Annotated in this window: 27 protein-coding genes; 14 read left to right on the top strand and 13 right to left on the bottom strand. The window is 55.5% G+C overall.

Features of this window, described 5'->3' with window-relative positions:
- Positions 1 to 104: 104 nt before the first annotated feature.
- The 4 genes from WG219_07610 to WG219_07625 all read left to right on the top strand — a co-directional run bounded on the left by WG219_07610 (position 105) and on the right by WG219_07625 (position 4,639).
- Positions 105 to 539, top strand: coding sequence for a MarR family transcriptional regulator (locus WG219_07610; protein ID WXL27309.1), 435 nt, complete (start codon positions 105 to 107; stop codon positions 537 to 539).
- Positions 539 to 1,942 carry an MFS transporter gene (locus WG219_07615; protein WXL27310.1) on the top strand — a complete coding sequence of 468 codons (1,404 nt, stop codon included), beginning with the start codon at positions 539 to 541 and terminating at the stop codon, positions 1,940 to 1,942. Before WG219_07610 ends, WG219_07615 begins: the two co-directional genes overlap by 1 nt.
- Positions 1,943 to 2,044: 102 nt before the next feature.
- The gene (locus WG219_07620; protein ID WXL27311.1) at positions 2,045 to 4,243 is read left to right on the top strand and encodes a FimV/HubP family polar landmark protein; all 2,199 of its coding nucleotides are present in this window, start codon (positions 2,045 to 2,047) and stop codon (positions 4,241 to 4,243) included.
- A 105-nt stretch (positions 4,244 to 4,348) separates the two neighbouring features.
- Positions 4,349 to 4,639 (top strand): SelT/SelW/SelH family protein, encoded by a 291-nt coding sequence (locus WG219_07625; GenBank protein WXL27312.1) that lies wholly within the window; start codon positions 4,349 to 4,351, stop codon positions 4,637 to 4,639.
- Positions 4,640 to 4,644: 5 nt separating this feature from the next.
- Here WG219_07625 and WG219_07630 read toward each other — a convergent pair whose 3' ends face one another.
- The 3 genes from WG219_07630 to WG219_07640 all read right to left on the bottom strand — a co-directional run bounded on the left by WG219_07630 (position 4,645) and on the right by WG219_07640 (position 6,665).
- The gene (locus tag WG219_07630; protein WXL27313.1) at positions 4,645 to 5,499 is read right to left on the bottom strand and encodes a DMT family transporter; all 855 of its coding nucleotides are present in this window, start codon (positions 5,497 to 5,499) and stop codon (positions 4,645 to 4,647) included.
- Entirely contained in the window at positions 5,496 to 5,831 is a 336-nt protein-coding gene (locus WG219_07635) for a tRNA-binding protein (protein WXL27314.1), read from the bottom strand. Before WG219_07635 ends, WG219_07630 begins: the two co-directional genes overlap by 4 nt.
- An 81-nt stretch (positions 5,832 to 5,912) precedes the next feature.
- Positions 5,913 to 6,665 (bottom strand): AraC family transcriptional regulator, encoded by a 753-nt coding sequence (locus WG219_07640; protein WXL27315.1) that lies wholly within the window; start codon positions 6,663 to 6,665, stop codon positions 5,913 to 5,915.
- Positions 6,666 to 6,826: 161 nt separating this feature from the next.
- Between WG219_07640 and WG219_07645 the strand changes: the two genes are divergently transcribed.
- Positions 6,827 to 7,645 carry a UDP-2,3-diacylglucosamine diphosphatase gene (locus WG219_07645; protein ID WXL27316.1) on the top strand — a complete coding sequence of 273 codons (819 nt, stop codon included), beginning with the start codon at positions 6,827 to 6,829 and terminating at the stop codon, positions 7,643 to 7,645.
- A gap of 46 nt (positions 7,646 to 7,691) precedes the next feature.
- Here the strand turns inward: WG219_07645 and WG219_07650 are convergent, their stop codons facing one another.
- Both WG219_07650 and WG219_07655 read right to left on the bottom strand, forming a co-directional pair.
- Entirely contained in the window at positions 7,692 to 9,086 is a 1,395-nt protein-coding gene (locus tag WG219_07650; protein ID WXL27317.1) for an adenylate/guanylate cyclase domain-containing protein, read from the bottom strand.
- Between the two features lie 151 nt (positions 9,087 to 9,237).
- Positions 9,238 to 9,555 (bottom strand): Mpo1-like protein, encoded by a 318-nt coding sequence (locus WG219_07655; protein ID WXL27318.1) that lies wholly within the window; start codon positions 9,553 to 9,555, stop codon positions 9,238 to 9,240.
- Between the two features lie 142 nt (positions 9,556 to 9,697).
- On the opposite strand from WG219_07655, the gene WG219_07660 reads away from it, so the two are divergent.
- Positions 9,698 to 10,711, top strand: coding sequence for an AraC family transcriptional regulator (locus WG219_07660; GenBank protein WXL27319.1), 1,014 nt, complete (start codon positions 9,698 to 9,700; stop codon positions 10,709 to 10,711).
- Here the strand turns inward: WG219_07660 and WG219_07665 are convergent.
- Positions 10,705 to 12,159 (bottom strand): TrkH family potassium uptake protein, encoded by a 1,455-nt coding sequence (locus tag WG219_07665; GenBank protein ID WXL27320.1) that lies wholly within the window; start codon positions 12,157 to 12,159, stop codon positions 10,705 to 10,707. The genes WG219_07660 and WG219_07665 overlap by 7 nt on opposite strands.
- Positions 12,160 to 12,229: 70 nt before the next feature.
- A complete protein-coding gene (locus tag WG219_07670) occupies positions 12,230 to 13,684 on the bottom strand; it encodes a TrkH family potassium uptake protein (GenBank protein WXL27321.1) in 1,455 nt (484 codons plus the stop codon).
- Positions 13,685 to 13,836: 152 nt separating this feature from the next.
- Here WG219_07670 and WG219_07675 point away from each other — a divergent pair, with 152 nt between their 5' ends.
- Positions 13,837 to 14,208, top strand: a complete 372-nt coding sequence (locus WG219_07675) for a YkgJ family cysteine cluster protein (GenBank protein WXL27322.1) — start codon at positions 13,837 to 13,839, stop codon at positions 14,206 to 14,208.
- Between the two features lie 89 nt (positions 14,209 to 14,297).
- Positions 14,298 to 14,852 carry a nitroreductase family protein gene (locus WG219_07680; protein WXL27323.1) on the top strand — a complete coding sequence of 185 codons (555 nt, stop codon included), beginning with the start codon at positions 14,298 to 14,300 and terminating at the stop codon, positions 14,850 to 14,852.
- On the opposite strand, the gene WG219_07685 is transcribed toward WG219_07680, so the two are convergent.
- From WG219_07685 to WG219_07705, 5 genes are all read right to left on the bottom strand, one after another.
- Complete coding sequence (locus WG219_07685) at positions 14,830 to 16,161, bottom strand: HAMP domain-containing sensor histidine kinase (protein ID WXL27324.1); 1,332 nt, start codon at positions 16,159 to 16,161, stop codon at positions 14,830 to 14,832. The genes WG219_07680 and WG219_07685 overlap by 23 nt on opposite strands.
- Positions 16,162 to 16,236: 75 nt before the next feature.
- The gene (locus WG219_07690) at positions 16,237 to 16,647 is read right to left on the bottom strand and encodes an LTXXQ domain protein (protein WXL27325.1); all 411 of its coding nucleotides are present in this window, start codon (positions 16,645 to 16,647) and stop codon (positions 16,237 to 16,239) included.
- Between the two features lie 105 nt (positions 16,648 to 16,752).
- Positions 16,753 to 17,430 carry a response regulator transcription factor gene (locus WG219_07695; GenBank protein ID WXL27326.1) on the bottom strand — a complete coding sequence of 226 codons (678 nt, stop codon included), beginning with the start codon at positions 17,428 to 17,430 and terminating at the stop codon, positions 16,753 to 16,755.
- Between the two features lie 3 nt (positions 17,431 to 17,433).
- Positions 17,434 to 17,817: a translation initiation factor 2 gene (locus WG219_07700; GenBank protein WXL27327.1), complete on the bottom strand. Its 384-nt coding sequence runs from the start codon at positions 17,815 to 17,817 to the stop codon at positions 17,434 to 17,436.
- Positions 17,818 to 17,858: 41 nt separating this feature from the next.
- A complete protein-coding gene (locus WG219_07705; GenBank protein WXL27328.1) occupies positions 17,859 to 18,158 on the bottom strand; it encodes a YciI family protein in 300 nt (99 codons plus the stop codon).
- A 148-nt stretch (positions 18,159 to 18,306) separates the two neighbouring features.
- Between WG219_07705 and WG219_07710 the strand changes: the two genes are divergently transcribed.
- The 6 genes from WG219_07710 (at position 18,307) to WG219_07735 (ending at position 22,927) form a co-directional block, all read left to right on the top strand.
- The gene (locus WG219_07710) at positions 18,307 to 19,170 is read left to right on the top strand and encodes a PHP domain-containing protein (GenBank protein WXL27329.1); all 864 of its coding nucleotides are present in this window, start codon (positions 18,307 to 18,309) and stop codon (positions 19,168 to 19,170) included.
- A gap of 13 nt (positions 19,171 to 19,183) precedes the next feature.
- Positions 19,184 to 19,813 (top strand): L-threonylcarbamoyladenylate synthase, encoded by a 630-nt coding sequence (locus tag WG219_07715; protein ID WXL27330.1) that lies wholly within the window; start codon positions 19,184 to 19,186, stop codon positions 19,811 to 19,813.
- 148 nt (positions 19,814 to 19,961) lie between these two features.
- Positions 19,962 to 20,660 carry a ScpA family protein gene (locus WG219_07720; protein WXL27966.1) on the top strand — a complete coding sequence of 233 codons (699 nt, stop codon included), beginning with the start codon at positions 19,962 to 19,964 and terminating at the stop codon, positions 20,658 to 20,660.
- 1 nt (position 20,661) lies between these two features.
- Positions 20,662 to 21,486, top strand: coding sequence for an SMC-Scp complex subunit ScpB (gene scpB / locus WG219_07725; protein WXL27331.1), 825 nt, complete (start codon positions 20,662 to 20,664; stop codon positions 21,484 to 21,486).
- A 33-nt stretch (positions 21,487 to 21,519) separates the two neighbouring features.
- Complete coding sequence (locus WG219_07730) at positions 21,520 to 21,699, top strand: DUF1289 domain-containing protein (GenBank protein ID WXL27332.1); 180 nt, start codon at positions 21,520 to 21,522, stop codon at positions 21,697 to 21,699.
- 121 nt (positions 21,700 to 21,820) lie between these two features.
- Positions 21,821 to 22,927, top strand: coding sequence for a pseudouridine synthase (locus tag WG219_07735; protein ID WXL27333.1), 1,107 nt, complete (start codon positions 21,821 to 21,823; stop codon positions 22,925 to 22,927).
- Positions 22,928 to 22,988: 61 nt separating this feature from the next.
- On the opposite strand, the gene WG219_07740 is transcribed toward WG219_07735, so the two are convergent.
- Positions 22,989 to 23,915 (bottom strand): GGDEF domain-containing protein, encoded by a 927-nt coding sequence (locus WG219_07740; protein ID WXL27334.1) that lies wholly within the window; start codon positions 23,913 to 23,915, stop codon positions 22,989 to 22,991.
- Positions 23,916 to 23,964 lie beyond the last annotated feature (49 nt).

Consider the following 23,964-nt stretch of genomic DNA (forward strand, 5'->3'; position numbering starts at 1 on the left):
GGGGGAGGTCTTACTCGATGGTTGTACTTTTCGGCAGGCTTGTTTGATCTCTATTGTTATGGTTAGCTGGCTAATTATTAGTTTTGCTTCAAGAGCTGCTTTCCATGTCGCACACTGATCAACACCGTTTTGCTATGCAAGTTGCACAACTCTCCCGCTCATGGCGAGCAGAGCTGGACCGTCGCCTGGTTAGCTTGGGGTTATCTCAAGCGCGTTGGCTGGTTCTTTTGCATTTGGGGCGTTTTGAAGAGTTGCCCACTCAACGTGAGTTGGCTCAGAGCGTGGGCGTCGAAGGGCCTACACTGGCACGCTTGCTTGACAGTCTAGAAGCCCAAGGGCTGGTGACTCGTTTGGCTGTCCCGGAGGATCGCCGGGCGAAGAAGGTCGCGTTGTGCCCTGAAGCCCGCCCATTGATTGAGCAGATCGAAGCGATCTCGGCTCAGCTGCGTAAAGAAGTCTTTGCGGGTATTGATGAAGAAGATTTGCGCCGCGCCCAGTCTGTACACGCTCAGGTACTGAGAAATCTGGAAAAGCGTTAATGGCTAATGATCTGCAAAGCTTGCAGCTACGTTTTGGCAAGCATTACCCGCAGTGGTTATTAGCGGTGCTGATCATGGGCAGTATGACCATGGTGTTGTCTTCCACCAGCATCAACGTGGCACTGCCCGCAATCATGAGGGATTTTGCCATTGGCCGCCCGGTCGCTCAGTGGCTGTTCACCGGATACCTTGCTGCCATGACGGCGGGCCTGTTGGTGAGTTCATGGGCCCATGGCCGCTTTGGCGCAAGACTAACCGCCCAGTTTGGCCTTTTACTGTTTGTTGTCAGCTCTCTCTTAGCTCTGCTGGCGCAGGATGTCTGGCAGCTGATCGCGGTACGCATCGTTCAGGGTGCGTGCGCAGGCATTGTCCAACCTTTAGCCACCGTGCTGATCTTCCGTACCTTCGCCGAAGGCGGGCGGGGAATGGCATTGGGCCTGTATAGCTTGGGCATCATGATGGCGCCTTCCTTAGGGCCAGGAGTTGCAGGTTATTTAGTAGACCATTTTGGCTGGGAGGGCATTTTTTGGATGCCTTTGCCGCTGTGTCTGCTGGCATTTTTGGCTGGTCACTGGCTGCTCCCTAGCCAGCCGGATATGAATAAACCCTCATTCGATGGGCAAGCTTTTGTCTGGCTAAGCATCGCTCTTTTTGCCGGGCTAGGGTTTTGCAGTGAAGTGCAGCGTTTCCCATTGCATGAACTGCAGGTGTGGTTACCAGGCCTTGTTGCCATTGTGTCAGTGGCATTGTTTGTGAGACGCAATCGTCGTTCGCCAGCTCCGCTGTTGCCTATGCACCTCTGGCGCCACCCTGGTTTTCGCAGTGCTAGCTGGGTCGCCTTGGCGCTGGGCTTTGGTCTGTACGGCTCGACCTATTTGATACCGCTTTATTTGCAGATGGCAGAAGGCTTTAGTGCTGGGGATGCAGGCCTACTGCTTCTGCCAGCAGGGTTGTTGATGGGTGTCGCGTCGTTTGTGGGGGGATTACTTAGTGATCGCTGGTCTGCCTCATTGTTACTTAGCTTGGGATTATTGGCATTTGCCCTTTCAGCTGCTGGGCTGGCGCTGATCTCGCCGGGTGCCTCCTTTCTGGTGCTGTGCCTCTGGGCTTGCCTCGGGCGTAGTGGCCTGGCACTCATGCTGCCTGCGCTGAGCACAGGGTCTCTGGATATGCTGGAGCCTGAAGAGTTGTCTCAGGGTACCGGAGCTATCACGTTTGTCCGGCAATTGGGTGGCGCGTTTGGGGTCAATTTGATGACCTTCTTTTTGGAGTGGCGCCACAGTGCCGAAGGGGCAGATCAGTTGGCTGAACTCGCCGCCTTTAAGCAAACGTTCTGGCTGGTTACTGCGCTATTTTTGCTGGCGATACTGGCCGCTCGTGGTGTCCGATTGACAAGAAGCTGACACCAACTAAATTTGCTCTCGTCCTTGTCATTTAATTGACCATGCTGGTACTCTGATGCCATTATGGCATAGTGCCATTTTGGCTGATTTACAGCACTTGACTTGAATCTGCCAATTGCAATTCTGCTCGGGGTTGTACATGGAACGTTTCCCTACGCATTGTTTGAGCGCCTGACTGACGATCTATTGCCGGATGCATCTGTTGCTACAGAAGAGATCAAGGGCGTTCCACCGGGAGCGATTTCAATGGAAAAGGTTCGTCATCTACTGATTGGCCTGGCGTCCAGCTCAGTCCTCTACTCCGGCTTTGCGTCAGCATTGGGGTTGGGGGACATCACCCTGAACTCAGCGTTGAGTCAGCCGTTGGATGCCGAGATCAAGCTGATTAATACAGGTGATCTCGCCGACAATGACATACGTGTGCGTCTGGCACCTTCTGAGGTATTCAGTCGCGCTGGCGTAGACCGCTTAACGTTTTTCAACGATCTGCGCTTCACCCCGGTATTTAAAGGCGAGAACAGCGTGATTCGTGTGGTTTCGAGTCAGCCTGTAAGTGAGCCTTATCTGAATTTTATTATCGAGGTCGAGCGCCCGACTGGGCAGCTGTACCGCGAGTACACGGTCCTGCTCGACCCGCCAGGTTCTTCAGCTTACCAAAGCGTTTCTGCGGTGCAGTCCGTTTCTGCGGCGCAAACTGCAGCCCCAGCGCCGCGAATCGCGCCTGCACCTGCGGTCATGCCAAAGGCTGAACAAGGCAAGGGGTATAGCGTTGTCAGTGGTGATAGCCTCTGGAAGATCGCTTCACGCCACGCGCCTTCACCCAATGCCGTGCCTTCTTTGATGGCTGACATCCATGCACTCAACCCACAAGCCTTTGTAGGTGGTGACATGAACCGCCTACGAGCGGGTGTGCAGTTGCGAATGCCTGATCGTGCGCAGATGCCTGACACTGTTCCGGCCCCAGTGGCAACTGTGCCAGCTCAGGTTGCTCAGGAGTCGGTCACTGAGCCAGTTGAACAGATTCAAGGTGTTGAGGCGTCAGCGCCTGTGCAGGCTATGGATGAAGCCAATGCTACAGCTGCCGTTGATCCTCTGTTGGCTGAGCAGGTTGCACAGGCTGCAGCACAGCAGTTGGCCCAGGCCGAGCAGACCCAGAAGCTTCAAGAAAACCTGAGTACTCTGGCAAGTCAGGTCCAGCAGTTACAAGAGCAAATGACAGCACGGGATCAGCAGATTGCTCTTCTCCAAGCTGAGTTGGCCGAACGTGAGAAAAGTGCAGCTGCTCCTCAGCCTGCAGTAGCAGAGCCTGTAGCTGCAACGACTGCTCAGGGCGCAGCGGCAGAGCGCAATTGGGTGGGCGGGGTAGCCGGTCTGTTGGGGCTCCTGATGGCGGGCGTCTTGGCGTTGCTGTGGCGTCGTAATCGCACGACCAAACCTGCTCCTGTAGCGGCTCAGAGCGTAGCGTTGAGCGCTGCTGGCTCGGCTGCTATTAGCCCTGTGTATGTCCGAGCATCGCAATCTGACACCGAAGCCACGGCTGCTGCCCGGCAGGCTGCGCCGGACGCTGATCCTATGCAGACGGCTAACGTGTATATCGCCTACGGGCACTACCGGGAGGCTGCGGCCACCTTGAATCAGGCCTGGGAGGCTGATCCGCAACGCGGTGATATTGGTTTCCGTTATCTGGAAGTTCTGGCTGAGTTAGGTGACGCTCAGCGTTATTTGGAGCTGGAGCCATTGGTACGTGCAACGGGCTTTAGTGCTGTGCGCCTTGATGAGCTTAAGGCCAGCCATGCTCAATTGTTTGCCGAGCAGCCGGCTAATTTGTTGGCTGATGTAGAGCTGGATGATCCGGCCCCGAAATCCGTTCTGGCAGAAGCGCCTGATAGCCCGCTTAATCTGGATGACTTTACCCTTAATGCCGATTGGGATGCGGTCAATCCATTTGCGGCAGAGGCTCCGGCTAAGATCCAGCCGGTACAACACACCGCAGAAATTTTCGATTTGGCAGACAGCCGTGACGCACGCAGTCCATTCGCACAAACCATGCTAGTTGAAGAGGCCGGTCACGGTACCTGGAAAGATGACCTGAGTGCTGAGTTGTTGGAGCTGGATCTGAATCTTCAGGACGACGAGTTTGAATCGTCAGTGAAGGGCAATATCGCCAAGCTGAACATAGCTCAAGCCTTTATCGACCAAGGCAACATTGACGGCGCATGTCAGGTGCTCAATGAAATCATCCTTGAGGGTGATGAGGCTGAGCAGAAGGAGGCGAGGGATCTGCTGGCACGTATCGCCTGACAGGGACCCTAAGCAAAACGCCCGCAATGCCTTAGGCTTGCGGGCGTTTTTGTTGATGAGGGTTGGGCGTATGATCGGGCCTCTTTTTCATGCGAGGCCTTAGTAATGTCTAATCCTAAAGCTGAGGTGGTCATCACCTATTGCACCCAATGCCAGTGGCTGTTGCGTGCTGCTTGGTTGGCACAAGAGCTGTTGTCGACCTTCTCCGATGATCTGGCTCGGGTCAGCCTGGAGCCCGCTACTGGCGGAACCTTCAGAATCACCTGTGATGGTGTGCAGATATGGGAGCGTAAGGCCGATGGCGGTTTCCCTGAAGCCAAAGTGCTGAAACAGCGAGTGCGCGATGTCATCGATCCGCAGCGCGACCTCGGCCACAACGACCGGCCACGGACCTAACCGGCCTAGTGTTTGACCAAACGGGCCGAGATGAATATGGCGCTGACGATTAGCAGGCCACCGGCAAGCATGCGCAGAGTCGGCTGTTCGCTAAACAGCAGCCAAGCAAATGCAATTCCGTAAACCGGCTCCAAGGCAAAAATCACCGCTGTGGTGCGTGCTTTGAGCACCCGCAGGCTGGCGACAAATAAGGTATGGGCCAAACCTGTGCAGAGAATGCCGAGCATGGCCATCCACAGCCAATTATGTGCGCTTGTCTGCGGCAAGCTTGGCCACGCCAGTGGCAGAAACAGCAGTGCTACGGTGATGTTCTGATACAGCGCTGCTTGTGCAGGCTCCACACCTTGGGTCGACGCGCGGTTGAGTACCGACAGTAGGGCGAACAGGAAGCCTGAAAAGACTGCCCAGAGCAGACCACTTGTGGCCTGACTGCTCAGATCAAAGTGAGGCGTCACTAGCATCAAACCTAGGCAGACCAGGCCAATCATGGCGTACTCAATGGCGTTTGCCCGCTCACGCAGCAGCAGATTTTCCAGTAGCACGGTAAAGGCTGGAAAACTGGCAAATCCCAAGGTGGCGATTGCCACGCCGGAGACATTCACCGCCTCGAAAAATGCCCACCAATGTCCGCCCAGTAGTGCGCCACCAAGGGCTAATGCAGCGGTTTGTTTGATGCCCAGATTGACCAATCTGACATTCCCGATCAGCCGGGCGAAGACTAGCAGGGCCAGCACTGCAAAGAGTGAGCGGCCTGCTGTAATAATTTCTGGCGCACTGTCGGCCAATTTGCCGAAGATGCCAGACAGGCCAAAGAGCAGGGCGCCAAGATGAATGGCCCAGAGTGCGTTGCTTGGTGTCATGCCAGACGTGCTCCGTTGGGCAGCGGTCTATCGAATCCGGCTAGGACCACTTTGTTATCAGCATCATATACACCGGTCACCAAAACCTCTGAGCGAACCCCTGCTATGCGTTTGGGGGCAAAGTTGCAGACGCACAACACCTGCTTGCCGATCAGTTCGGCGCAGGAGTAGTGCGCAGTAATTTGGGCGCTGGAGTTTTTAAGACCAAGTTCACCGAGATCGACTTGGAGTACGTAAGCCGGTTTGATGGCTTTTTCATTAACCTCGGCGCTCACAATAGTGCCAACACGCAGTTCAACACGCTGAAAATCTTCCCATTCGATCTGAGGCATGGACAGGCTCCCTGTAGGTTTGCGCCAGTTTAAATAGCAAGCCGTCTTGGTTCTGTCGCGGAACTTGCGGGTTTTGTCGCGTCAGTTGTGCTGTTGGCGCAGAGCCAGCGCTGAGCACCCATAGTGGCGACTAAGGGCTGCTGTGAAAGCGCTCTGAGAGTTGTATCCAACCCGTGCTGCGATTTCCCCAACTGCTAGTGACGTGTTAACGAGCAGCTCACGCGCCAGATGCAGACGACGGATACGCACATACTCCATAGGTGTTTGCCCGGTTTGCTGAAGAAAACGCACATGAAAGCGTGCCGTAGACAGACCGGCCAGTTTGGCCAAGTCACTGACTTGCAGAGGATGGGCAGCATGACGGTCGATATGGGCATTCAAGGCGGCCATTGGCAGGCCAACGGTCAAGGGGGCGCCCAGTGTTTCGCTGCTCAGGCTGGCAAGCAGTAGTGCGCTACCTTGAGCGGCAATGACTGGATCACCGATTGGGCTGTTGGCTAACCAATTGACCAACTGGCTTTGGTGCGAGGTCAGGGTAAGTGTCGCGGTTTTGTCCAATAGGCGGCGCACCGCATTAGCATGTGCTCCCAGCTGGTGTTTGAGCCACTGTTCGGACGGCACGTCTAATACCAGGCAGCGACTGCCAGAAGGGCTGCCACAGGTATGCCGGGCCTCATGGGGAATAACCGAAAGGGTTTGGCTGATGACCTGACTGCCATGGCCTTCCACCTCAAAGTCCAATCGACCGCTCAGGCCAAACACCAACTGCGCATAGTCATGGCTGTGGCAGATTTTGTCGTGGGTGTAATGGCGTATCGAGAGTGGTGACGACATGGCAAAGCGCTTCCTGTGCAAGGCCGGACAGTCTATCAGGCTCAAGCTTGGGGGCAGGAGCTGGATAACAGGGCCGGATTGTCATTGCAATGACACTGCATTGTAACGATCAATTCACCGCTGCCTGCACACACTTGGCCAAAACGTGCAGGAGGCCGTTCATGAACAGTGCCAACTTGACTAAGCCAGGACGCAAACAGCGGGTGCGTACGCTGTGGATTTCCGATGTGCATCTGGGGACGCGTGACAGCCAGGCGGAACACCTGGCCGTGTTTCTAAAACGCTTTCATGCCGAAAAAATCTACCTGGTCGGGGACATCATCGACGGCTGGAAGCTGCGCAGCGGGGTGTACTGGCCACAGAGCCACAGCAATGTTATCCGCCGCCTGCTGACAATGAGTAAGCGTGGTACGCAGGTCATCTACGTGACCGGTAACCACGATGAGTTTTTAAGGCGTTACAGCACTCTGGTGCTGGGCAATGTGCAGTTGGTGGATGAGGCCGAGCATGTCACCGTAGATGGGCGGCGTTTGTTGGTGATTCATGGCGATCAGTTCGATGTGATCACGCGCTATCACCGTTGGCTGGCATTTCTCGGCGATTCGGCTTACGAACTAACACTGACGCTCAATCGCTGGCTCAATTACTGGCGCAGACGTTATGGCTATGGCTATTGGTCACTGTCTGCCTATCTCAAACACAAGGTGAAGACGGCAGTGAACTTCATCAGCGATTTTGAACAGGCCATAGCCCATGAGTGTTCCCGGCGCGGTTTCAATGGCGTGGTCTGTGGTCACATCCACCATGCTGAAATACGCCAGATGGGAGCAGTGGAGTACATGAATTGTGGTGATTGGGTCGAATCTTGCTCGGCGTTGATCGAGCATCTGGATGGCAGTATTACTCTCTACCGGCTTGCGGATGACCCGGTTGCGCACCTCCACCGACAGCAGGCTAGTGCCACAGAGCCTGTAGCCTGATCAGACTTCGCGAGGCAACGGTATGCCCGCGAATACGCGAGCTGGGTTATTCCTCAGTCTGTGGCGGGGTTTCGAGTTCGCGCGCAGCCTCTTTCAATACGCCCAAGACCCTGGCCTTGTCATAGCTACTGAGGTGATTGATATCCAGGCTCATGGTAAAACCCGGTAACTCATGCTCAATGTAACTGGAAGGCTTGTCTATGCAGTGGCGGAAGTCAGCCACCTGATAGATTTTTACTGGCCGGTTGAAGCCTTTCACCCAGATGTTGCCTTTGTCGTGGCAGACGATCTGGTCTTTGATCAGCGAATACGTCTCGTGGGAAATCAGGATTTCATCTGTATCCGCTGCGTTTTCCAGGCGGCTGGCCAGGTTCACTTCTCGACCAATGATGGTGTAATCCATGCGCGTATCGGCGCCAAAGTTGCCGACGGTGCAATAGCCTGTATTGAGGCCCATGCGAATTTGCAGGGGTTTAGTGATGCCTTGGCTGCGCCACTGCTGGCGTAAGATTTTCATCTGGTTGCGCATGGCAATGGCCATCGAAACAGCATTTATTGCGTCATTCTTGGGGCCGTTACTGGCCGGGTCGCCGAAGAACACCATGACACTGTCTCCGACAAACTTGTCGATGGTGCCGCCATATTTGAGGCAGATTTGCGACATGGCATTGAGGTAGGTGTTAAGCAAGTCAGTCAGCGCCTCGGCCTCAAGCTCGTCGGACAGTTCGGTGAAGTCTTTGATGTCCGAGAAGAAAACGGTGAGCTTTTTGCGTTGCGTCTCCAGACGCACGCTGCGTTCGCCGCTGAATATCGACTCCCACACTTGAGGAGAAAGATATTTGGCTAGGTTCTGAGCTAATTGAGCTGCTTTGTGCTTTTGCTCCAGCATGTCTTGGCTGACGCGCATGAGTTTAAGGCTCTGTTGGTGCACAAAGTAGGCAGTAACACAGATATGCAATGCACTAAAGGTTAGGCTAATCAAGGCTACTAGTGGTGGGGTGCTCAGGCTTTTTTCAATGTGCGTCACCGAAGAGCATAGGGATGCACTACTGATCGTCACAAGCATGGCAAGGCTTAGATAGCGTATACCGCCGGCTACCAGAGAGCTGAACGCCAGCAGCAGAACTGAAATCAGGCTAGGTACTATCGAAAACCCCAATAAGACCATTATGCAGCCTGTATTCAGGGCGTCGACAAACAGCAAACAAAGCCGAGTTTTTTCAGGAGCTTTTCGACGGAAATACCGGCACACATGGTGCGCGACATGTGGGTATATCAGTACATATGGGATCAGCCAGAAAGTTTCAAAGGTAAAGTACTGACTGACAATTCCTGCTGCAACTGTCGCGGCCATGGCCACGTAAGCCAGTGTGCGAGAGTAGTACTCCCGCATCGGCGGTGCCGGCAGATGATTGATCAGCGAAGTGCGCAAGGCATCCATGTCGAGGTGCAATCCCTACTATTTCGCCCGAACAAGAAGTTGAGTCGAGCTTCCAAAAGGCAGGGATCATAACCAAGGTGATGTGGCGGTGCTATTGCAACAGGTTGAACGGTTCAGCACTAATGATTTCTCATTAGTGCTGAAGAAGGGGTTAGAACTTGATACGCCCGGTGAAGGCATCTTTAAGCATTACCCAATCGCCCATCAGTGAATACAGTGGGTAGTCAAAGGTGGCTGGCCGATTTTTCTCGAAAACAAAGTGCCCAACCCACGCAAAACCGTAGCCAATGACGGGCAAGGTCAGCAACCACATCCAATGCTGGGTCAATACGGCATAGGCCGCTACAACAAGGATCAGTATGCTGCCGACATAGTGCAGGCGGCGGCAGATGGCGTTGCTGTGTTCTTGCAGATAATAAGGGTAGAACTCGGCAAAGCTGGTGAAGCGTTCTTGAGCCTTGGTACTCATGACAGGCCTCCTGTTTTTGTTTATCAGTCTTGCAGCCACGCAGGCTTAATTGCAGTCTAGGCGTATGAACTGCCAAACCCACTGACATTTGGTGCCAGTTTAGTATCCTTTCGTTGCCACACCATTCTTACAAGAACATCCCATGACTGAACGCACCACATCTTCTAGTTGGGCCTCGGGTATTGTTGCTGCTCTTGAATACGATGGACTCGATGTACGCAGTCTTTTTGCCCAGTTGGGGTTGGATTACTCGGCATTGAGCAATCCGGATGCACGCTTTCCCCAAGATGCTATGACACGTCTATGGCAACTTGCTGTTGAGGTATCCGGTAATCCGGCCATCGGCTTGAACATGGCCAAGGTGTTGCGGCCTTCCTCGTTCAATGTGGTCGGTTACGCACTGATGAGCAGTCGTAATCTAAGGGAAGGCATCATTCGGTTGGTGCGTTATCAGCGCATTATTGCCGAAGGGGCTGACATCAGTTTCGTCCCTGCTGTGGATGGCTATGAAATTCGCTTAGCCGTGCACGGTGACCGTATTCCTGCGGCTCGGCAGAGCACAGAGGCCTCTATGGCTTATTACGTGGCGTTTTGCCGATGGGTCACCGGTAAGCCATTACGCCCACGATATGTGCGTTTGATGGGGGCAGCACCCAAAGATCTGGCGCCTTACGACAAAGTTTTCCAGTGCCCCATCACATTTAATGCTGATCACTACGTATTGGTATTTGAAACCGCTGACCTTGAGGCGCCGCTACCGTCGGCCAATGAAGCTCTGGCCCAGTTGCATGACCGTTTTGCCGGTGATTATCTGGCACGTTTCGCCGGTAGCCGGGTGACCCATCAGGTGCGGCAGGTGTTGTGTCGCCTGTTGCCACAGGGCGAACCGAAGCGTGAGACGGTTTCGCAAGCCTTGCTGCTTTCTGAGCGAACACTGCAGCGCCGGTTACAAGAGGAAGGAACCAGTTACCAACAACTGCTTGACGATACCCGCCGTGAGTTGGCGGTTCAGTATCTGGATCAGGTATCGCTGACCTTGCTGGAGATTTCTTATCTGCTTGGTTTTTCGGATCCGAGTAACTTTTTTCGCGCTTTCCGCCGTTGGTTTGATGCAACGCCCGGTGAGTACCGGGCACGTCTGCATCAGGCTCAATGACGCCAGAAGGCGGGCAGCATCAGTACCAGTACCGTTAGGATCTCTAAGCGGCCCAGCAGCATACCGACCGTTAGCATCCACTTTGCCGCATCCGGCAGGCTGGCAAAGTTGCCAGCCGGACCAATGACAGGCCCCATCCCCGGGCCTACACCGGATACGGTACTGGCGGCACCAGTCAAAGCGGTGATCCAGTCCAGCCCGCAGAGCGTCAGCCCCAGTGCCAGAACAGCAATGGTGATACTGAAAAAGAAGGAAAAAGTCAGGATCGAGCGGACAATATCTTCATCCAGATTGTGCCGGTTGTACTGCTGTTTGATCACCGCGCGGGGGTGAATCAATAGCATCAAGTTAGCCTTGAGCAGGGTGTAGGCGACCTGAAAACGGAAGATCTTCAGCCCGCCTGCCGTGGAGCCAGAGCAGCCGCCGATAAATCCCAGGTAGAAGAACAGCATGCTGGCAAAGCCACCCCACAGGGTGTAATCACCCAAGGCAAAGCCGGTGGTGGTCATGATTGAGGTGGTATTGAACGCCACATGGCGCAAAGCGTCATACCAAGGCATGTCTGTGGTCAGCCAGTACCAGGTGCCGAGGATGGCCCACGTACAGAGTAGGATTGTGATCAAACCGCGTACCTGCTGATCACGTAGCAAAGCCTTGAAATTACCGCGTAATACACCGGCAAATAGCATGAATGGCAGACTGCCGAGGATCATCAGAACAATAACGACCCAATGCACCGCAGGGGTAGTCCATTTGGCCAGAGACTGATCAGATGTGGAAAAACCACCCGTGGAAATGGCTGACATGCTGTGGTTGATTGCATCAAACACACTCATTCCGGCCAGCCATAGCGCTAGAAACCCCAGAGTGCTGACGCCAACGTAAGCGGCCACCATATATTTAGCCACCATGTGTGAGCGCGGCATGATCTTTTCGGAGCGGTCAGAGGATTCCGTCTGGAACAGGCGCATCCCCCCGATGCGCAGCATCGGCAAAATGGCCACCGCCATGGCGATAAAACCGATACCGCCTAGCCAGTGCAGTACAGAACGCCAGATCAGAATACCTGGCGACATATCATCCAGGCCCTGCAAAACAGTGGCTCCGGTGGCCGTAATGCCGGACATGCTCTCGAATACAGCATCGGTAACATCCATGTGCTGCGACAGCATAAAGGGCAGTGAGGCGAACAGTCCTACTAGCACCCAGCTGGATACTGTCAGCAGGTACATATCCCGTGGGCGCAGATGCACATCACGGGCGCGACCATAGAGCACCATGCCCAGGCCAGACATAAAGGTAATTACGCTGGACCAGAGAAACGGGTTGATCTCATCTGGCCGGGAAAAGATCGTCAGCGTCAGCATTGGGATAACCATGCTGATGGAAAGCGTCAGCAAAAATATGCCGTTGATGAATGTAATGATCCGTAGGGTTGGCCAAGCCATTTAACAAAAGTCCATGTCGTGAAGACGAAGCGTTATAGAGTCTAGTCAGGTCAATGTGTTCCGGGGCCAATCAATGCCGCCAGAACGCCCGGGTTAGTAATACCAACACAGTAAGAATTTCTAAGCGTCCCAGCAGCATGCCGAGGCTGAGCAGCCATTTGGCCGCGTCCGGAAGACTGGCGAAGTTGCCGGCTGGGCCAATAATAGGGCCCATGCCAGGGCCAACGTTGCACACGGCGGTCACTGCTCCGGTGAGTGCAGTTGTCCAATCGAGTCCGACGGCAGCCAGTCCCAAGGCGATGACACCGATGGTGATGGCGAAAAAAAACGAGAAGGTAATCATCGAACGGACGATGTCTTCGTCGATGGTGTGATTGTTGTAGCGCTGTTTGATCACCGCACGGGGGTGTATCAGTTGCTGCAGGTTGGCTTTGAGCAGGACATAAGCCACCTGTACACGGAAGATTTTCAGTCCTCCGGCAGTTGAGCCAGAGCAGCCGCCGATAAAGGTCAGATAGAAAAACAGCAAAATCGCGAAGCTGCCCCATGTGGTGTAGTCGCCCAAGGCAAAACCGGTGGTGGTGACGATTGAAGTGACGTTTACCGCCGAAATTCTGAAGGCATCCAGCCAGCTGTTGTTCGAGTTCAGCCAATACCAAGTGCCGAGAACCAGCCAAGTGACGATCAGGAAGGCCAAAAAACCGCGTACCTGCTGATCCCGGAGCATGGCCTTACGATTGCCTCGTATGGTGGCGACATACAAGGTAAATGGCAGGCTGCCGCTGATCATCATGACAACGGCAACCCAGTGCACCGCGGGTTGCTGCCAATGGGCCAGTGATTGGTCTGAAGTGGAAAAACCACCGGTAGAAATAGACGCCATCGTGTGGTTGATCGCATCGAATGGGCTCATGCCTGCAGCCCAAAAGGCCAGAAAGCCAATAATCGTCAGCGCCAGGTAAGTGCCCAGGATGTACTTGGCTGCCATATGCGAGCGCGGCATAACCTTTTCACCCCAGTCTGATGACTCCGTCTGGAACAAGCGCATGCCACCCACCCGTAGCAGCGGCAGGATGGCCACGGCCATGCCGATAAAACCAATCCCACCGAGCCAGTTCAGCATCGAGCGCCAGATCAAAATGCCCGGTGAGGCCGTGTCGAGCCCGACCAGAACTGTTGACCCTGTCGTGGTAATACCGGACATCGTCTCAAAGAATGCGTCGGTGTAGCCCATATGCTGGACCATGGTCAGTGGCAGCGCGGCGAAAATACAGACCACCAGCCAGCTGGCTGTGGTGAGCAGGTACATGTCCCGAGGGCGTAAATGGGCTTCTTTCGGACGGCCGGGCAGAATCATGGCAATACCCGCGGCTGCGGTGGCCAGGCTCGACCAGATAAAGGCGTTGAGGTCATCGGTGCGGGAGTAGACCAGCAGCGTCAGCATGGGGATCAACATGCTGATGGCGAGCGTGATCAGGAATATGCCGAGGATGAAAGCGATAATACGCAGGGTCGGCATGGACATGAGTGGGCCCGGTGGCTGGTTGCAGTGGGCGCATTCTACCCTTCCCATGGTTGCCTTTGCAGCTATCGCTTTATGGCGCTTTACAAGCGTTTGGCGATGAATAAAATTGTGCGCCTGCGCCGGAGCTCTCCGGTTTCTGAGTCGACCACATCATGTCTGATAACAATCCGTGTCTCACGTGCGGTGCATGCTGCGCGTTTTTTCGTGTGTCTTTTTTCTGGGGTGAGTGCCAGTCCGCAGGTGGAACCGTGCCGGATGACAAGGTGGTGCAGATCAGTCCGCATCGTGTCGCTATGATCGGTACGGATGCCAAGCCGGTGCGTTGCACGGCCTTGATGGGTACTGTTGGTGAGGGCGTGCGATGCACCCTGTACGAGCACCGTTCGACACCTTGCCGCGAGTTTGAGGCGTCTTGGGTTGATGGGGTGCATAACCCCCGTTGTGATGATGCACGCCGCGCCCATGGTTTGCCGCCGTTGACGCCACCGCAGCAGCCGGAGATGTCTCCGGATCGTGTGGCTTGAGCCTAATAGGGCTGACATTCGGGAATTTTGTCCGAGTGTGGTGTTCAGGTATTAGAATGATGCAATTTCTCTGATACCTGAGGTTTCCAATGGATGCTCTTGTTGCGCTGACTGACCGGGTTTCGGTTCCGCGCTTAGTTGCGCCTGCTCCTGATGCAGCGCAGCGTGAATTGCTTTTTCAAGCTGCTTTACGTGCGCCGGACCATGGTCAACTGAAGCCTTGGCGTTTTCTGATCATTGAAGGCGAAGGGCTGGTTCAGCTAGGCGAGCTGTTTGCGGCATCACTGCCGGTGGACAGCGCCCCGGAGCTTCTCAACAAAGCCCGGAATATGCCATTGCGTGCACCCTTGATGGTGGTTGTCATTGCTTCTGTCACCGAGGGCCACAAGGTTCCGGTACAGGAGCAAGTGCTGGCCGCAGGTTGTGCCGCTCATGCCATGTTGTTGGCGGCCCATGCTCAAGGCATCGGGGCGGTTTGGCGTACAGGGGATATGGCCTATAACCCGAATGTGCTTACAGGTCTGGGATTGCAGGCCAACGAGCAACTGGTGGGCTATCTCTATCTTGGAACGCCTGAGAAAGAGCCGAGAACTGCTCCTCGGCCCGATATCACACCGTTTGTTAAAGCGTGGCCGCTGGTTTAAGCGGCAGCCGCAACGTCGCGATAAAACCACCTGCAGCATGGTTGGCCAGGATCAACTGGCCGCCATGCCGCTCAGCTGCACGACGGGCTATTGCTAACCCAAGTCCATGACCATTGGCGCCTTGATCCGGTGCACGGAAGAAGGGTTCGTGAAGGCGCGCCAGGTGTTCTTCAGCGACGCCAGGGCCGTGATCGCGGACGCTTAAGCGGATCTCGTCACCCTCTTGGCGAGCTATCAGTTCAATCGGTTTATCAGTCGGGCTGAAGCGCAGGGCGTTGCGCAGGAGATTCTCCATGGCGCGCTGGAGCATATCTGGCCAGCCTGAAAGTGCCAGATGTGCTTCACTCTCGACACGTATTTGCTGCTCAGGTGCCTCAATGCGGGCATCCTCTTGCAGCTTACTGAGCATCTCGCGTACGTGGATGGTTTGGATGCTGCCGGGCTCCGCATCCAGCCGGGCCAATGCCAGGATTTCACTAATCAGTGCTTCCAGGCGGTCACATTCTTGGGTCAGACGCGGCCAGTACTTTTCGCGTTCGGCCGGATCGGCTCTCTCACTCAGCGCCAGGGCTATACGCAGCCGAGCTAAAGGTGAGCGCAGCTCGTGTGATACATCGCGCAGCAGCTGCCGCTGGCTGCCAATCAGCCCCTGTACCCGTTCGCCCATGCGGTTAAAGTCGGCAGCTAGAGTGCCCAACTCGTCCCGTCGTTTGGCCAGCTCTGCCAGGCTGCTCTGCTGGTAGGCGGTTTGTCCCAGATCATGCACGGCGCCGCGCAAGCGATTGAGAGGGCGGGTGATGGAGAGGGTCAGCCACAAACTAATCAGGGTTACCACCAGCAAGGCAATGCAGATTGCACTAACAGGCCAGAGCAGGCTTTGCCGCTGCCATTCAAGCACCTCTGGCATTGGGATGCGGTAGATGAAAAGGTACGTTTCACCGGTCTGGGGACTGGTGTAATCCAGACTCAGTCGCCGCCAAGGCAGGCGTTTTTCATTACGGTGCCGGGCCTCATAGGCGGCTGCCCGTGGCGGGAAGGTGCCTTTGACAACGGGGGCGCCGTTCTCGTCCAGAACCTGAACATCAACCCGATGCTCACGCTTGCGTTGTTCCAGCAGGTTCTGTGAGTCCTTGGGGCCATTATTTTCGTAGTGCTGCGTCCACTGCTCGGCAAGCCCCTTGAGTGCAGGGTGCTGGCTAAGCAACCAGGCGTCTTGATTGATAACACGCCCAAGCAGGAGTGAAAAACCGGCGGCAAGGGCGATGGCCAGCCAAAAGCTTGCAAAAACACGCCAGAAAAGTGAACGCACGGCAACTCCTTCAGCAACACATGAAAAAGGCCCGTCACACGAAGAGTGTGACGGGCTTTGGGTTAAACCCGAAATTTACTGGGCTTTTTTGTCCTTCTCAGCTTTCCACGCTTCAAACTCCAAGCGTTCGGCGCGGCGCTCCTGCATTTGCTTTTGACGCTCGTCAAACGCTTTTTGCTGCTCGGGCGTGAGTACGGCACGGATCGCACTTTGCTGTTTGTCACGGGCCGCTTTCAGTTCATCCTCCATCGCTTTCTTATCAGCGGCAGAAAGCTTTTCCAGGTAGCGCTGGGTGATTTCGTGCCGGGATTTCATACCTTCTGCCATGGCTTGGCGAACGGTGCGGTTCTGTTCGCGGCTGAGGTCCAGCTCTTTATCGAAGCGAGGGCCAAAGTCGCCGCCGCGGTGGTGACCACCTTCTGGCATGGCCATGGCCAGTGCTGGCAGGGTCAGGACAATCAGGGCAGCGGTAAGGGTCTTGCGCATGGTGTTTCTCCTTCTCTGAGCCCGGTGGATAACCGGATGAGCTCAGTTTAGGGCGGTCAAGGTCAAGCGCAGTCAGGGCTGAGTAAAGCTTTGGTAAAGAGCGTGTTAAACCGCGTAGTAATAGCCCCGGCTGCGCAGTGCCAGAATGCGCTGGCGGCCATCGCTGTGCGGGCCGAGCTTTTTGCGCAGGTTGCTGACATGCATGTCCAAGCTGCGGTCGTACAGGGTGAGCTTACGGCCTAGGGCCAGTTGCGCCAGCACCTGTTTATCCACGGGTTCACCGGGTTGCTGGAGCAGGGCCTCAAGAATGCGACTTTCGGACAGCGTCAGGGTCACCTCATGCTCACCAATGCTGACCGTGCCCCGTGCCTGGCTGTAGTGCAGATCACCCAGGTCAAACTGGCTGTTCTGCACAGGGCTGTGGCTGCGGCGCAAGACGGCGCGTAAGCGAGCGGTCAGCTCGCGTGGGTCACAGGGCTTGGCTAAGTAATCATCGGCCCCTAGCTCAAGCCCGAGGATGCGGTCTAAGGGTTCTCCCCGGGCAGAGAGCATAACTACAGGGAGCTCTGGGTAGTCGCTGCGTAGCTTTTTCAGCAATTCCAGGCCGCTGCCGTCCGGAAGCATGACATCCAGCACGACAGCTTCTGGCGTAACCCCTGCCAACATTTGGCGGGCGCTTGCACCGTCATGGCAGGCATTGACTTGAAATCCCTCCTGAGTGAGCCAGCTGCTCAGGAGTTCGCACAGTTCAACGTCGTCATCAATCAGTAGCAGGTTAGTCATGGGTCAGTTGAGCCACTCTCGGCGTGTACGGCGGCCGCCGCGCAGCAATGCACCAATGATGACGCCTAGCAGGGCCGAGCCTGCGCCGATTGCGTACCAGGTTTGCTGTTCAGTGATTAGTGGTGGTGGAGCACTGTCAGCTTGAGCTTGCTTAAGCTGTTGGCGCAGTCGCTGGTTCTCGTTGCGCTCGGCCAGTAACTGGGCCTCTTGTTCAGCGGTTTGTTTTTGCAGCTGTACTTCCAGTGCCGAAGGTGCTGGCGCTGCTGGGGCTGTTGCCACTGGCAGCGCCGCAGAGGGGATTTCAGATGGTGCAGGAGCCGCTTCTTCCGCGAGCGTTGCGCAAGGAGCAGATAAAGCAGTTAGCAAAATCAGTGAACCTAATCGCATCGGAAATCCTTATTTTTCTGTAATTGGCAGACGTCAGGGAATTACGGCAATACGAGTTTGAATGGTTTAACCACGACCGAGCTGTATACCCCAGCAGCACGATAAGGGTCAGCATCTGCCCACTGCTGAGCAGCAATTAGGGAGTCGAACTCAGCCACTATCAGGCTGCCGGAGAAGCCAGCAGGGCCTGGGTCGTTGCTGTCTACTGCTGGGTGAGGGCCCGCAATCAGCAGGCGGCCTTCAGATTTCAGTTGCTCAAGGCGGGCCAGATGAGCAGGGCGAGCATCCAGTCGGCTTTGCAGTGAGTTTTCGGCATCGGTAGCAATGATTGCGTAGAACATCTCAGTCCTTAAATCGTTGAGTGCCAGTCCGCAGGCCTAAATACAGGTTGCCAGACATTAGCTTGTCGGAGAAATGGTGCGGTGGGCCAGCAAGAATCCTGATCTGCCTGCATAATAACAAACATGAATGACTGGAAAAGTGTTCCTTATGGAAGTTGATTTGCATTGCCACAGTACCGCCTCAGACGGTTCGCTCAGCCCTACGGCGCTGGTCACCCGTGCCCATGAGCGCGGAGTGCGCGTGCTGGCCTTGACAGATCATGACACGATTGAAGGGTTGGACGAGGCGGCTGCGGCGGCTTCGAGGCTCGGCATCGAGTTGGTCAATGGCATTGAGCTGTCTTGTACCTGGGGCGGCGCCACTATCCATGTTTTGGGATACGACTTTTCCCCTGATGCTCCTGCGTTACAAGCTGCCATAACCGAGCTACACGAGGGGCGCTGGTTACGCGCGGCTGAAATTGCCAAACGGTTAGCTGGTAAAGGAATGCCGGGGGCATTAGAGGGGGCGCGTGAGATTCAGCAAACCTTAGGTGACAGCGGTAATGCACCTGCACGCCCTCATTTCGCAGATTTTTTGGTGCGTGAGGGGTATGTTAAAGACCGCGCCGAGGCTTTTCGCAAATGGTTGGGCGCTGGCAAACTTGGCGATGTGAAGCAGCATTGGCCGGAGTTGGCGCAAACGGTCGATACCTTACGTCGCTCAGGGGCTTGGGTCAGTTTGGCTCACCCTTGGCATTACGATTTCACCCGCAGTAAAAGGCGGAAGCTGGTGGCAGATTTCGTCGCCGCGGGTGGTCATGCATTAGAAGTGGTTAATGGGATGCAGCCTGCTGAGCAGGTCGGAACGTTAACCATTCTGGCGCGAGAATTCGGTATGTTCGTGAGTGCTGGTAGCGACTTCCACGGGCCGGGGCAGTGGTCAGAGTTGGGCATGTATCGCCCGGTGCCTGATGATTTGCCGCTGTTGTCGGGACGTTTTCGCCAGGTTAAACAACCCATAGCAATCTGATCAGGGATCGAGCGTGAGCCAGTTTTTTCAAATACATCCGGAAAATCCCCAGCCACGTCTGATCAAACAGGCGGTGGACATCATTCGCAATGGCGGGGTGGTGGTGTACCCGACTGACTCGTCCTATGCGCTTGGCTGTCAGCTTGGGGATAAGAGCGCGCTGGAGAAAATCCGTCGTCTGCGTCAGTTGGACGACAAACATAATTTCACCTTGGCCTGCTCAGATCTCTCCCAGTTGAGCACCTTTGCCAAGGTGGACACAGCTGCTTTCCGTCTGCTTAAAACCTACACGCCGGGTCCATATACGTTCATTCTTAACGCCACCCGTGAAGTGCCACGCATTATGCTGCATGCCAAACGCCGCACCATCGGCATGCGTGTACCACAACACCCGATAGCCATGGCGCTGCTGGCTGAGTTGGGCGAGCCGATGATGAGTGTCAGCCTGATTTTGCCGGGGGAATCTTTGCCCATGAGCGATCCTTACGAGATGCGGCAGATGCTGGAGCATCAGGTGGATCTGGTCATTGATGGTGGCTATGGCAATTTGGAGGCCTCGACTGTGGTCAGCCTGCTTGAGGATGAGCCCGAGGTGCTGCGCGTAGGCTGTGGCGATCCGACGCCGTTTGGCGGCGAACGCTGAGCTTGAGCCGAGTATCCGAATGAGTGAAGCCACTGCCCAAGAGCATCAAGACCCGCAGGCCAATGCCCAGCAGGAACTGCCGTTTGCGCTGGTTTACGGTGAGGCGCTGACCGAACTGCCGCAAGACCTGTACATCCCGCCGGATGCACTGGAGGTTTTCCTGGAGGCGTTCGAAGGGCCGCTAGACTTGCTGCTCTATCTCATCCGCAAACAGAACATTGACGTGCTGGATATTCCGGTGGCGGAAATCACCCGCCAGTACATGAGCTACGTCGAGCTCATGCGTACTGTGCGTCTGGAGCTGGCTGCTGAGTATTTGGTGATGGCGGCCATGCTGGCCGAGATCAAATCGCGCATGCTGCTGCCGCGCTCAAACGAAGCGGATGCTGAAGAAGATGACCCGCGTGCTGAGCTGATTCGCCGGTTGCAGGAGTACGAACGCTTTAAGGCGGCCGCTGAAGGCATTGATGGCCTGAGTCGGGTGGGGCGCGACATTACCGTACCGCGCCTTGATGCACCTGAAGCCCGGGCGCGAAAACTACTGCCTGATGTCAGCCTCGAAGAGCTACTGGTGTCCATGGCAGAAGTGCTGCGACGCGCTGATATGTTCGAAAGCCATCAGGTGACCCGTGAGGTGCTGTCTACCCGCGAGCGCATGAGTGAGGTGCTGGAGCGTCTCAAGGGCGGGGCGTTTGTACCTTTTGTCAGCTTATTTACTGCCGAGGAAGGTAAGCTCGGTGTAGTGGTGACATTTATGGCAGTGCTTGAGTTGATCAAGGAGTCGCTGGTTGAGTTGGTACAGAACGAAGCGTTTGGGCCAATCCACGTAAGGGCGCGGGCTGAATAGTATGAATCTGAGTGACCCCCAAGAGCTTGCCAGTTTGCTTGAGGCATTTTTATTAGCCTCTGGAAAGGCGACTTCTCTAGAGCGCTTATACGAATTGTTTGAAGAAGGTGAGCGGCCTGAGCCAGATGTGTTCAAACAGGCTCTGGAGCACCTGAGTAAGTCCTGCGAAGGGCGGGCTTTTGAGTTGGTGGAAGTGGCTTCCGGTTACCGCTTACAGGTGCGTGAGCGCTTTGCACCGTGGGTCGGCCGTTTGTGGGAGGAGCGCCCGCAACGTTATTCCCGCGCCATGTTGGAAACTCTGGCGTTGATTGCCTATCGCCAGCCAATCACCCGGGGCGAAATTGAAGATGTACGCGGGGTGGCGGTCAACAGCCAGATTGTCAAAACCTTGCTGGAGCGAGAGTGGATTCGTGTGGTGGGCTACCGAGATGTACCGGGAAAGCCGGCTATGTTTGCCACTACCCGGTCGTTTCTCGATCACTTCAACTTGAAGAGTCTCGACGAATTGCCGCCGCTGGCTGCCCTGCGTGAGATGGAGCCTGAACCAGTGCTGGCGTTCGAGGTGGATCCAGCCGTGCCGGAAGGCTTGCAGGCCCGCGCCGATCTGGCGGCAGCAGACGAGGAAAATCCTGAAGAGTCAGAGGAAACCAGCTTCAGCAGCCTGTTGGCAGAGCTGGATTCCATGGAGCAGGGGCTGAAAACAGACTTCGACGATTTGCCAGTTCTTGCACTCGAGTCTGAGGACGAGGAATCGCTCGAAGACAACGCTGATGACGTGAATGGAGAAGAGGCGCTGATTGATGACGAGCCTCCGCACAGCCACTAGGCATGTCGCGTCTTAAGGTAAAACGGAGGCTGGGTGAAAAATCCGTGCATCAAGGTCTGTAAGTTCGACGGTGAGATCTGCTGTGGTTGTGGCCGCAGCAAGGCCGAAATTAAAGCGTGGAAGAAGCTCGATAAGCAGGAGCAGCGGGCAGTACTGGCGCAGGCCGATATGCGATTACTGACTTTGTCGGCCTTAAATCGGCGTAGAAAGTGACGGTTTGCTGCCAGCCAACTAAGCTCAACCGTGCGTCAATCCAATAATTCGCGTATGATCCGGGCCCCTCAACAGGTCAGAGTGGCCTGTTCTTCACCAGAAAACACCGGGAGGTGCCCAGATGAGTGAAATCGAAGAAACCCGTCCTGCAGGCGAAAAACTGCAAAAAGTCATGGCCCGTATGGGCATGGCATCGCGTCGTGAAATCGAAGCCTGGATTACAGCCGGTCGCGTCAAGGTCAATGGTGAAACCGCCACCTTGGGTATGCGAGTCGATCTGCATGACGCCATTGCTGTCGACGGTAAAGTAATTCGCCGCGAAGAGCGCGCCGAAACCGTACGCCGCGTCATTATTTACAACAAGCCGGAAGGTGAAATCTGCACCCGTGACGATCCGGAAGGCCGTCCGACGGTGTTTGATCGTCTGCCGCGTCCGCGTGAAGGCCGTTGGATCAACATCGGTCGTTTGGACATTAACACCACTGGCTTGCTGATGTTCACCACAGACGGTGAATTGGCGAACCGCCTGATGCATCCCTCCTACCAGATGGACCGTGAATACGCAGTGCGTGTGCGTGGCGAAGTCACCGAGGAGATGATAGAGCGCTTGAAAACCGGCGTAATGCTGGAAGATGGCCCTGCGAAGTTTACCGACATCCAAGAAGCTCCAGGTGGTGAAGGCTTTAACCACTGGTACCACTGTGTGGTAATGGAAGGTCGTAACCGTGAGGTGCGCCGTCTGTGGGAGTCTCAAGGTCTAGTGGTCAGCCGTTTGAAGCGCGTGCGTTTCGGACCGGTCTTTATGACATCTGATCTGCCCATGGGGCGCTGGCGTGAAATGGGTCAGCGTGAAGTGGACATCCTCAGCGAGGAAGTCGGGCTCAAGCCTGTTGCACTGCCGGAAATGAAAGAAAAGGCCCGCGACAAGCTCGATCGCATGCAGCGTAAAGCTGCCAAGCCTGTTCGTGGTGAGCGTCCTGCGCGCACTTTGCGTCCGGCCAAAGGCGAGCCTGCAACGACTGGCCGTGGCCGTCCATCCCGCAGTGAGCAGGGTAAGGGTACACCAGTTGCTGAGCGTCCGAGCGATGTGGCCAAAAAGCGTCAGCGTCCTGCTGTTGAGCTCGCCGATCGTCCAGCACGTAAGCCTGCTGGAGCCGATAAGCGCCGCAGCCAACCTGCTCGTGAAGGCCAGCGCCCTGGTTTTGGCCGCGGCCGTAAGCCTGAGTGATTAAGCGGCACCCGTAAAAAAGGCGACCTGATGGTCGCCTTTTTTATCACCTCTACTGTGCTTAACTCGCCATAGAAAGACGGTTGCGTCCTGCTCGTTTAGAGGCATACATCGCACAGTCTGCCCGGTGCATCAGTTGGTCCTTGGATTCACCTGCTTCCAGCTCGGCACAGCCCAAGCTGATAGACAATTTCATTGCCTCGCCGTCCACAAGGTACTGGGTGTTCATAACAGACTGGCGCAAACGCTCGCCAACCATTGATGCTGCCTCCTTGCCGGTGTTGGACAAAAGGACCAGAAACTCCTCTCCGCCAACTCGGAAAACCATGTCGACGTTACGCAGGCTGGTTTTGATTGCGTTGGCCACGGCCTTCAGGGCCTGATCACCGACACTGTGACCATAGTTGTCATTGATCTGTTTGAAGTGGTCAATGTCGATCATCAGGATTGAAAGCGGTTGCAGGTTGCGCCGCGCAATATCGATCTCACGATTAAGGGCCTGATCCATGGCGATCCGGTTGCCTGTTTCGGTTAGTGGGTCTCGCAGGGCTGAGTGGATCGCAATGCGATAGAGTAGGGCATTGCGCAGCGGGTAAACCAGGCTGGCCAATAAGGATTCAAGCTGACCTAGCTCTTCCTCTGTAAAGCGCACTTTGCGGCGAAATGTCAGTTCGCCAAGGTACTGGTCTTGATGATTCAGGTGGTAGCTGGCGCTGTGGTTGCTCCGCTCACCCAGCTCAAGGCGCAGGTCACAAGATGCCAGCTCGAACGTCAGGGATGACAGCGGAATCAGCTGTTGAATGTCGCTGAAGAACATTTCGATGATTCGCTCAACCTCCAACGAGGTTTGCAGTCGCAAACTCAATTGTTGGCGCAGCTGCGCCAAGCTCACCGGTTTGAGCGGCGACTTTGCACGCTTAGTAAATCCAAGGCGTTGCAATTTAGCGGTATCAAAATCGATTGTATTGGATGGTGTGCGCGGTGCCATGAAGCTCTACCTCTAACCGAAACGCGGCAATACTTTTGTATAGCTAGTT

Origin of the sequence: Pseudomonas mendocina (genome assembly GCA_037482215.1) — a bacterium.
GTDB lineage: Bacteria > Pseudomonadota > Gammaproteobacteria > Pseudomonadales > Pseudomonadaceae > Aquipseudomonas > Aquipseudomonas mendocina_E.

What these genes read in the sequence shown, in the direction of transcription:
- WG219_07610 (WXL27309.1), top strand. Translation starts at nt 105, where the DNA reads ATGTCGCACACTGATCAACACCGTTTTGCTATGCAAGTTGCACAACTC.
- WG219_07615 (WXL27310.1), top strand. Translation starts at nt 539, where the DNA reads ATGGCTAATGATCTGCAAAGCTTGCAGCTACGTTTTGGCAAGCATTAC.
- WG219_07625 (WXL27312.1), top strand. Translation starts at nt 4,349, where the DNA reads ATGTCTAATCCTAAAGCTGAGGTGGTCATCACCTATTGCACCCAATGC.
- WG219_07630 (WXL27313.1), bottom strand. Translation starts at nt 5,499, where the DNA reads ATGACACCAAGCAACGCACTCTGGGCCATTCATCTTGGCGCCCTGCTC.
- WG219_07635 (WXL27314.1), bottom strand. Translation starts at nt 5,831, where the DNA reads ATGCCTCAGATCGAATGGGAAGATTTTCAGCGTGTTGAACTGCGTGTT.
- WG219_07640 (WXL27315.1), bottom strand. Translation starts at nt 6,665, where the DNA reads ATGTCGTCACCACTCTCGATACGCCATTACACCCACGACAAAATCTGC.
- WG219_07645 (WXL27316.1), top strand. Translation starts at nt 6,827, where the DNA reads ATGAACAGTGCCAACTTGACTAAGCCAGGACGCAAACAGCGGGTGCGT.
- WG219_07650 (WXL27317.1), bottom strand. Translation starts at nt 9,086, where the DNA reads ATGGATGCCTTGCGCACTTCGCTGATCAATCATCTGCCGGCACCGCCG.
- WG219_07655 (WXL27318.1), bottom strand. Translation starts at nt 9,555, where the DNA reads ATGAGTACCAAGGCTCAAGAACGCTTCACCAGCTTTGCCGAGTTCTAC.
- WG219_07660 (WXL27319.1), top strand. Translation starts at nt 9,698, where the DNA reads ATGACTGAACGCACCACATCTTCTAGTTGGGCCTCGGGTATTGTTGCT.
- WG219_07665 (WXL27320.1), bottom strand. Translation starts at nt 12,159, where the DNA reads ATGGCTTGGCCAACCCTACGGATCATTACATTCATCAACGGCATATTT.
- WG219_07670 (WXL27321.1), bottom strand. Translation starts at nt 13,684, where the DNA reads ATGTCCATGCCGACCCTGCGTATTATCGCTTTCATCCTCGGCATATTC.
- WG219_07675 (WXL27322.1), top strand. Translation starts at nt 13,837, where the DNA reads ATGTCTGATAACAATCCGTGTCTCACGTGCGGTGCATGCTGCGCGTTT.
- WG219_07680 (WXL27323.1), top strand. Translation starts at nt 14,298, where the DNA reads ATGGATGCTCTTGTTGCGCTGACTGACCGGGTTTCGGTTCCGCGCTTA.
- WG219_07690 (WXL27325.1), bottom strand. Translation starts at nt 16,647, where the DNA reads ATGCGCAAGACCCTTACCGCTGCCCTGATTGTCCTGACCCTGCCAGCA.
- WG219_07695 (WXL27326.1), bottom strand. Translation starts at nt 17,430, where the DNA reads ATGACTAACCTGCTACTGATTGATGACGACGTTGAACTGTGCGAACTC.
- WG219_07700 (WXL27327.1), bottom strand. Translation starts at nt 17,817, where the DNA reads ATGCGATTAGGTTCACTGATTTTGCTAACTGCTTTATCTGCTCCTTGC.
- WG219_07705 (WXL27328.1), bottom strand. Translation starts at nt 18,158, where the DNA reads ATGTTCTACGCAATCATTGCTACCGATGCCGAAAACTCACTGCAAAGC.
- WG219_07710 (WXL27329.1), top strand. Translation starts at nt 18,307, where the DNA reads ATGGAAGTTGATTTGCATTGCCACAGTACCGCCTCAGACGGTTCGCTC.
- scpB (WXL27331.1), top strand. Translation starts at nt 20,662, where the DNA reads ATGAATCTGAGTGACCCCCAAGAGCTTGCCAGTTTGCTTGAGGCATTT.
- WG219_07735 (WXL27333.1), top strand. Translation starts at nt 21,821, where the DNA reads ATGAGTGAAATCGAAGAAACCCGTCCTGCAGGCGAAAAACTGCAAAAA.
- WG219_07740 (WXL27334.1), bottom strand. Translation starts at nt 23,915, where the DNA reads ATGGCACCGCGCACACCATCCAATACAATCGATTTTGATACCGCTAAA.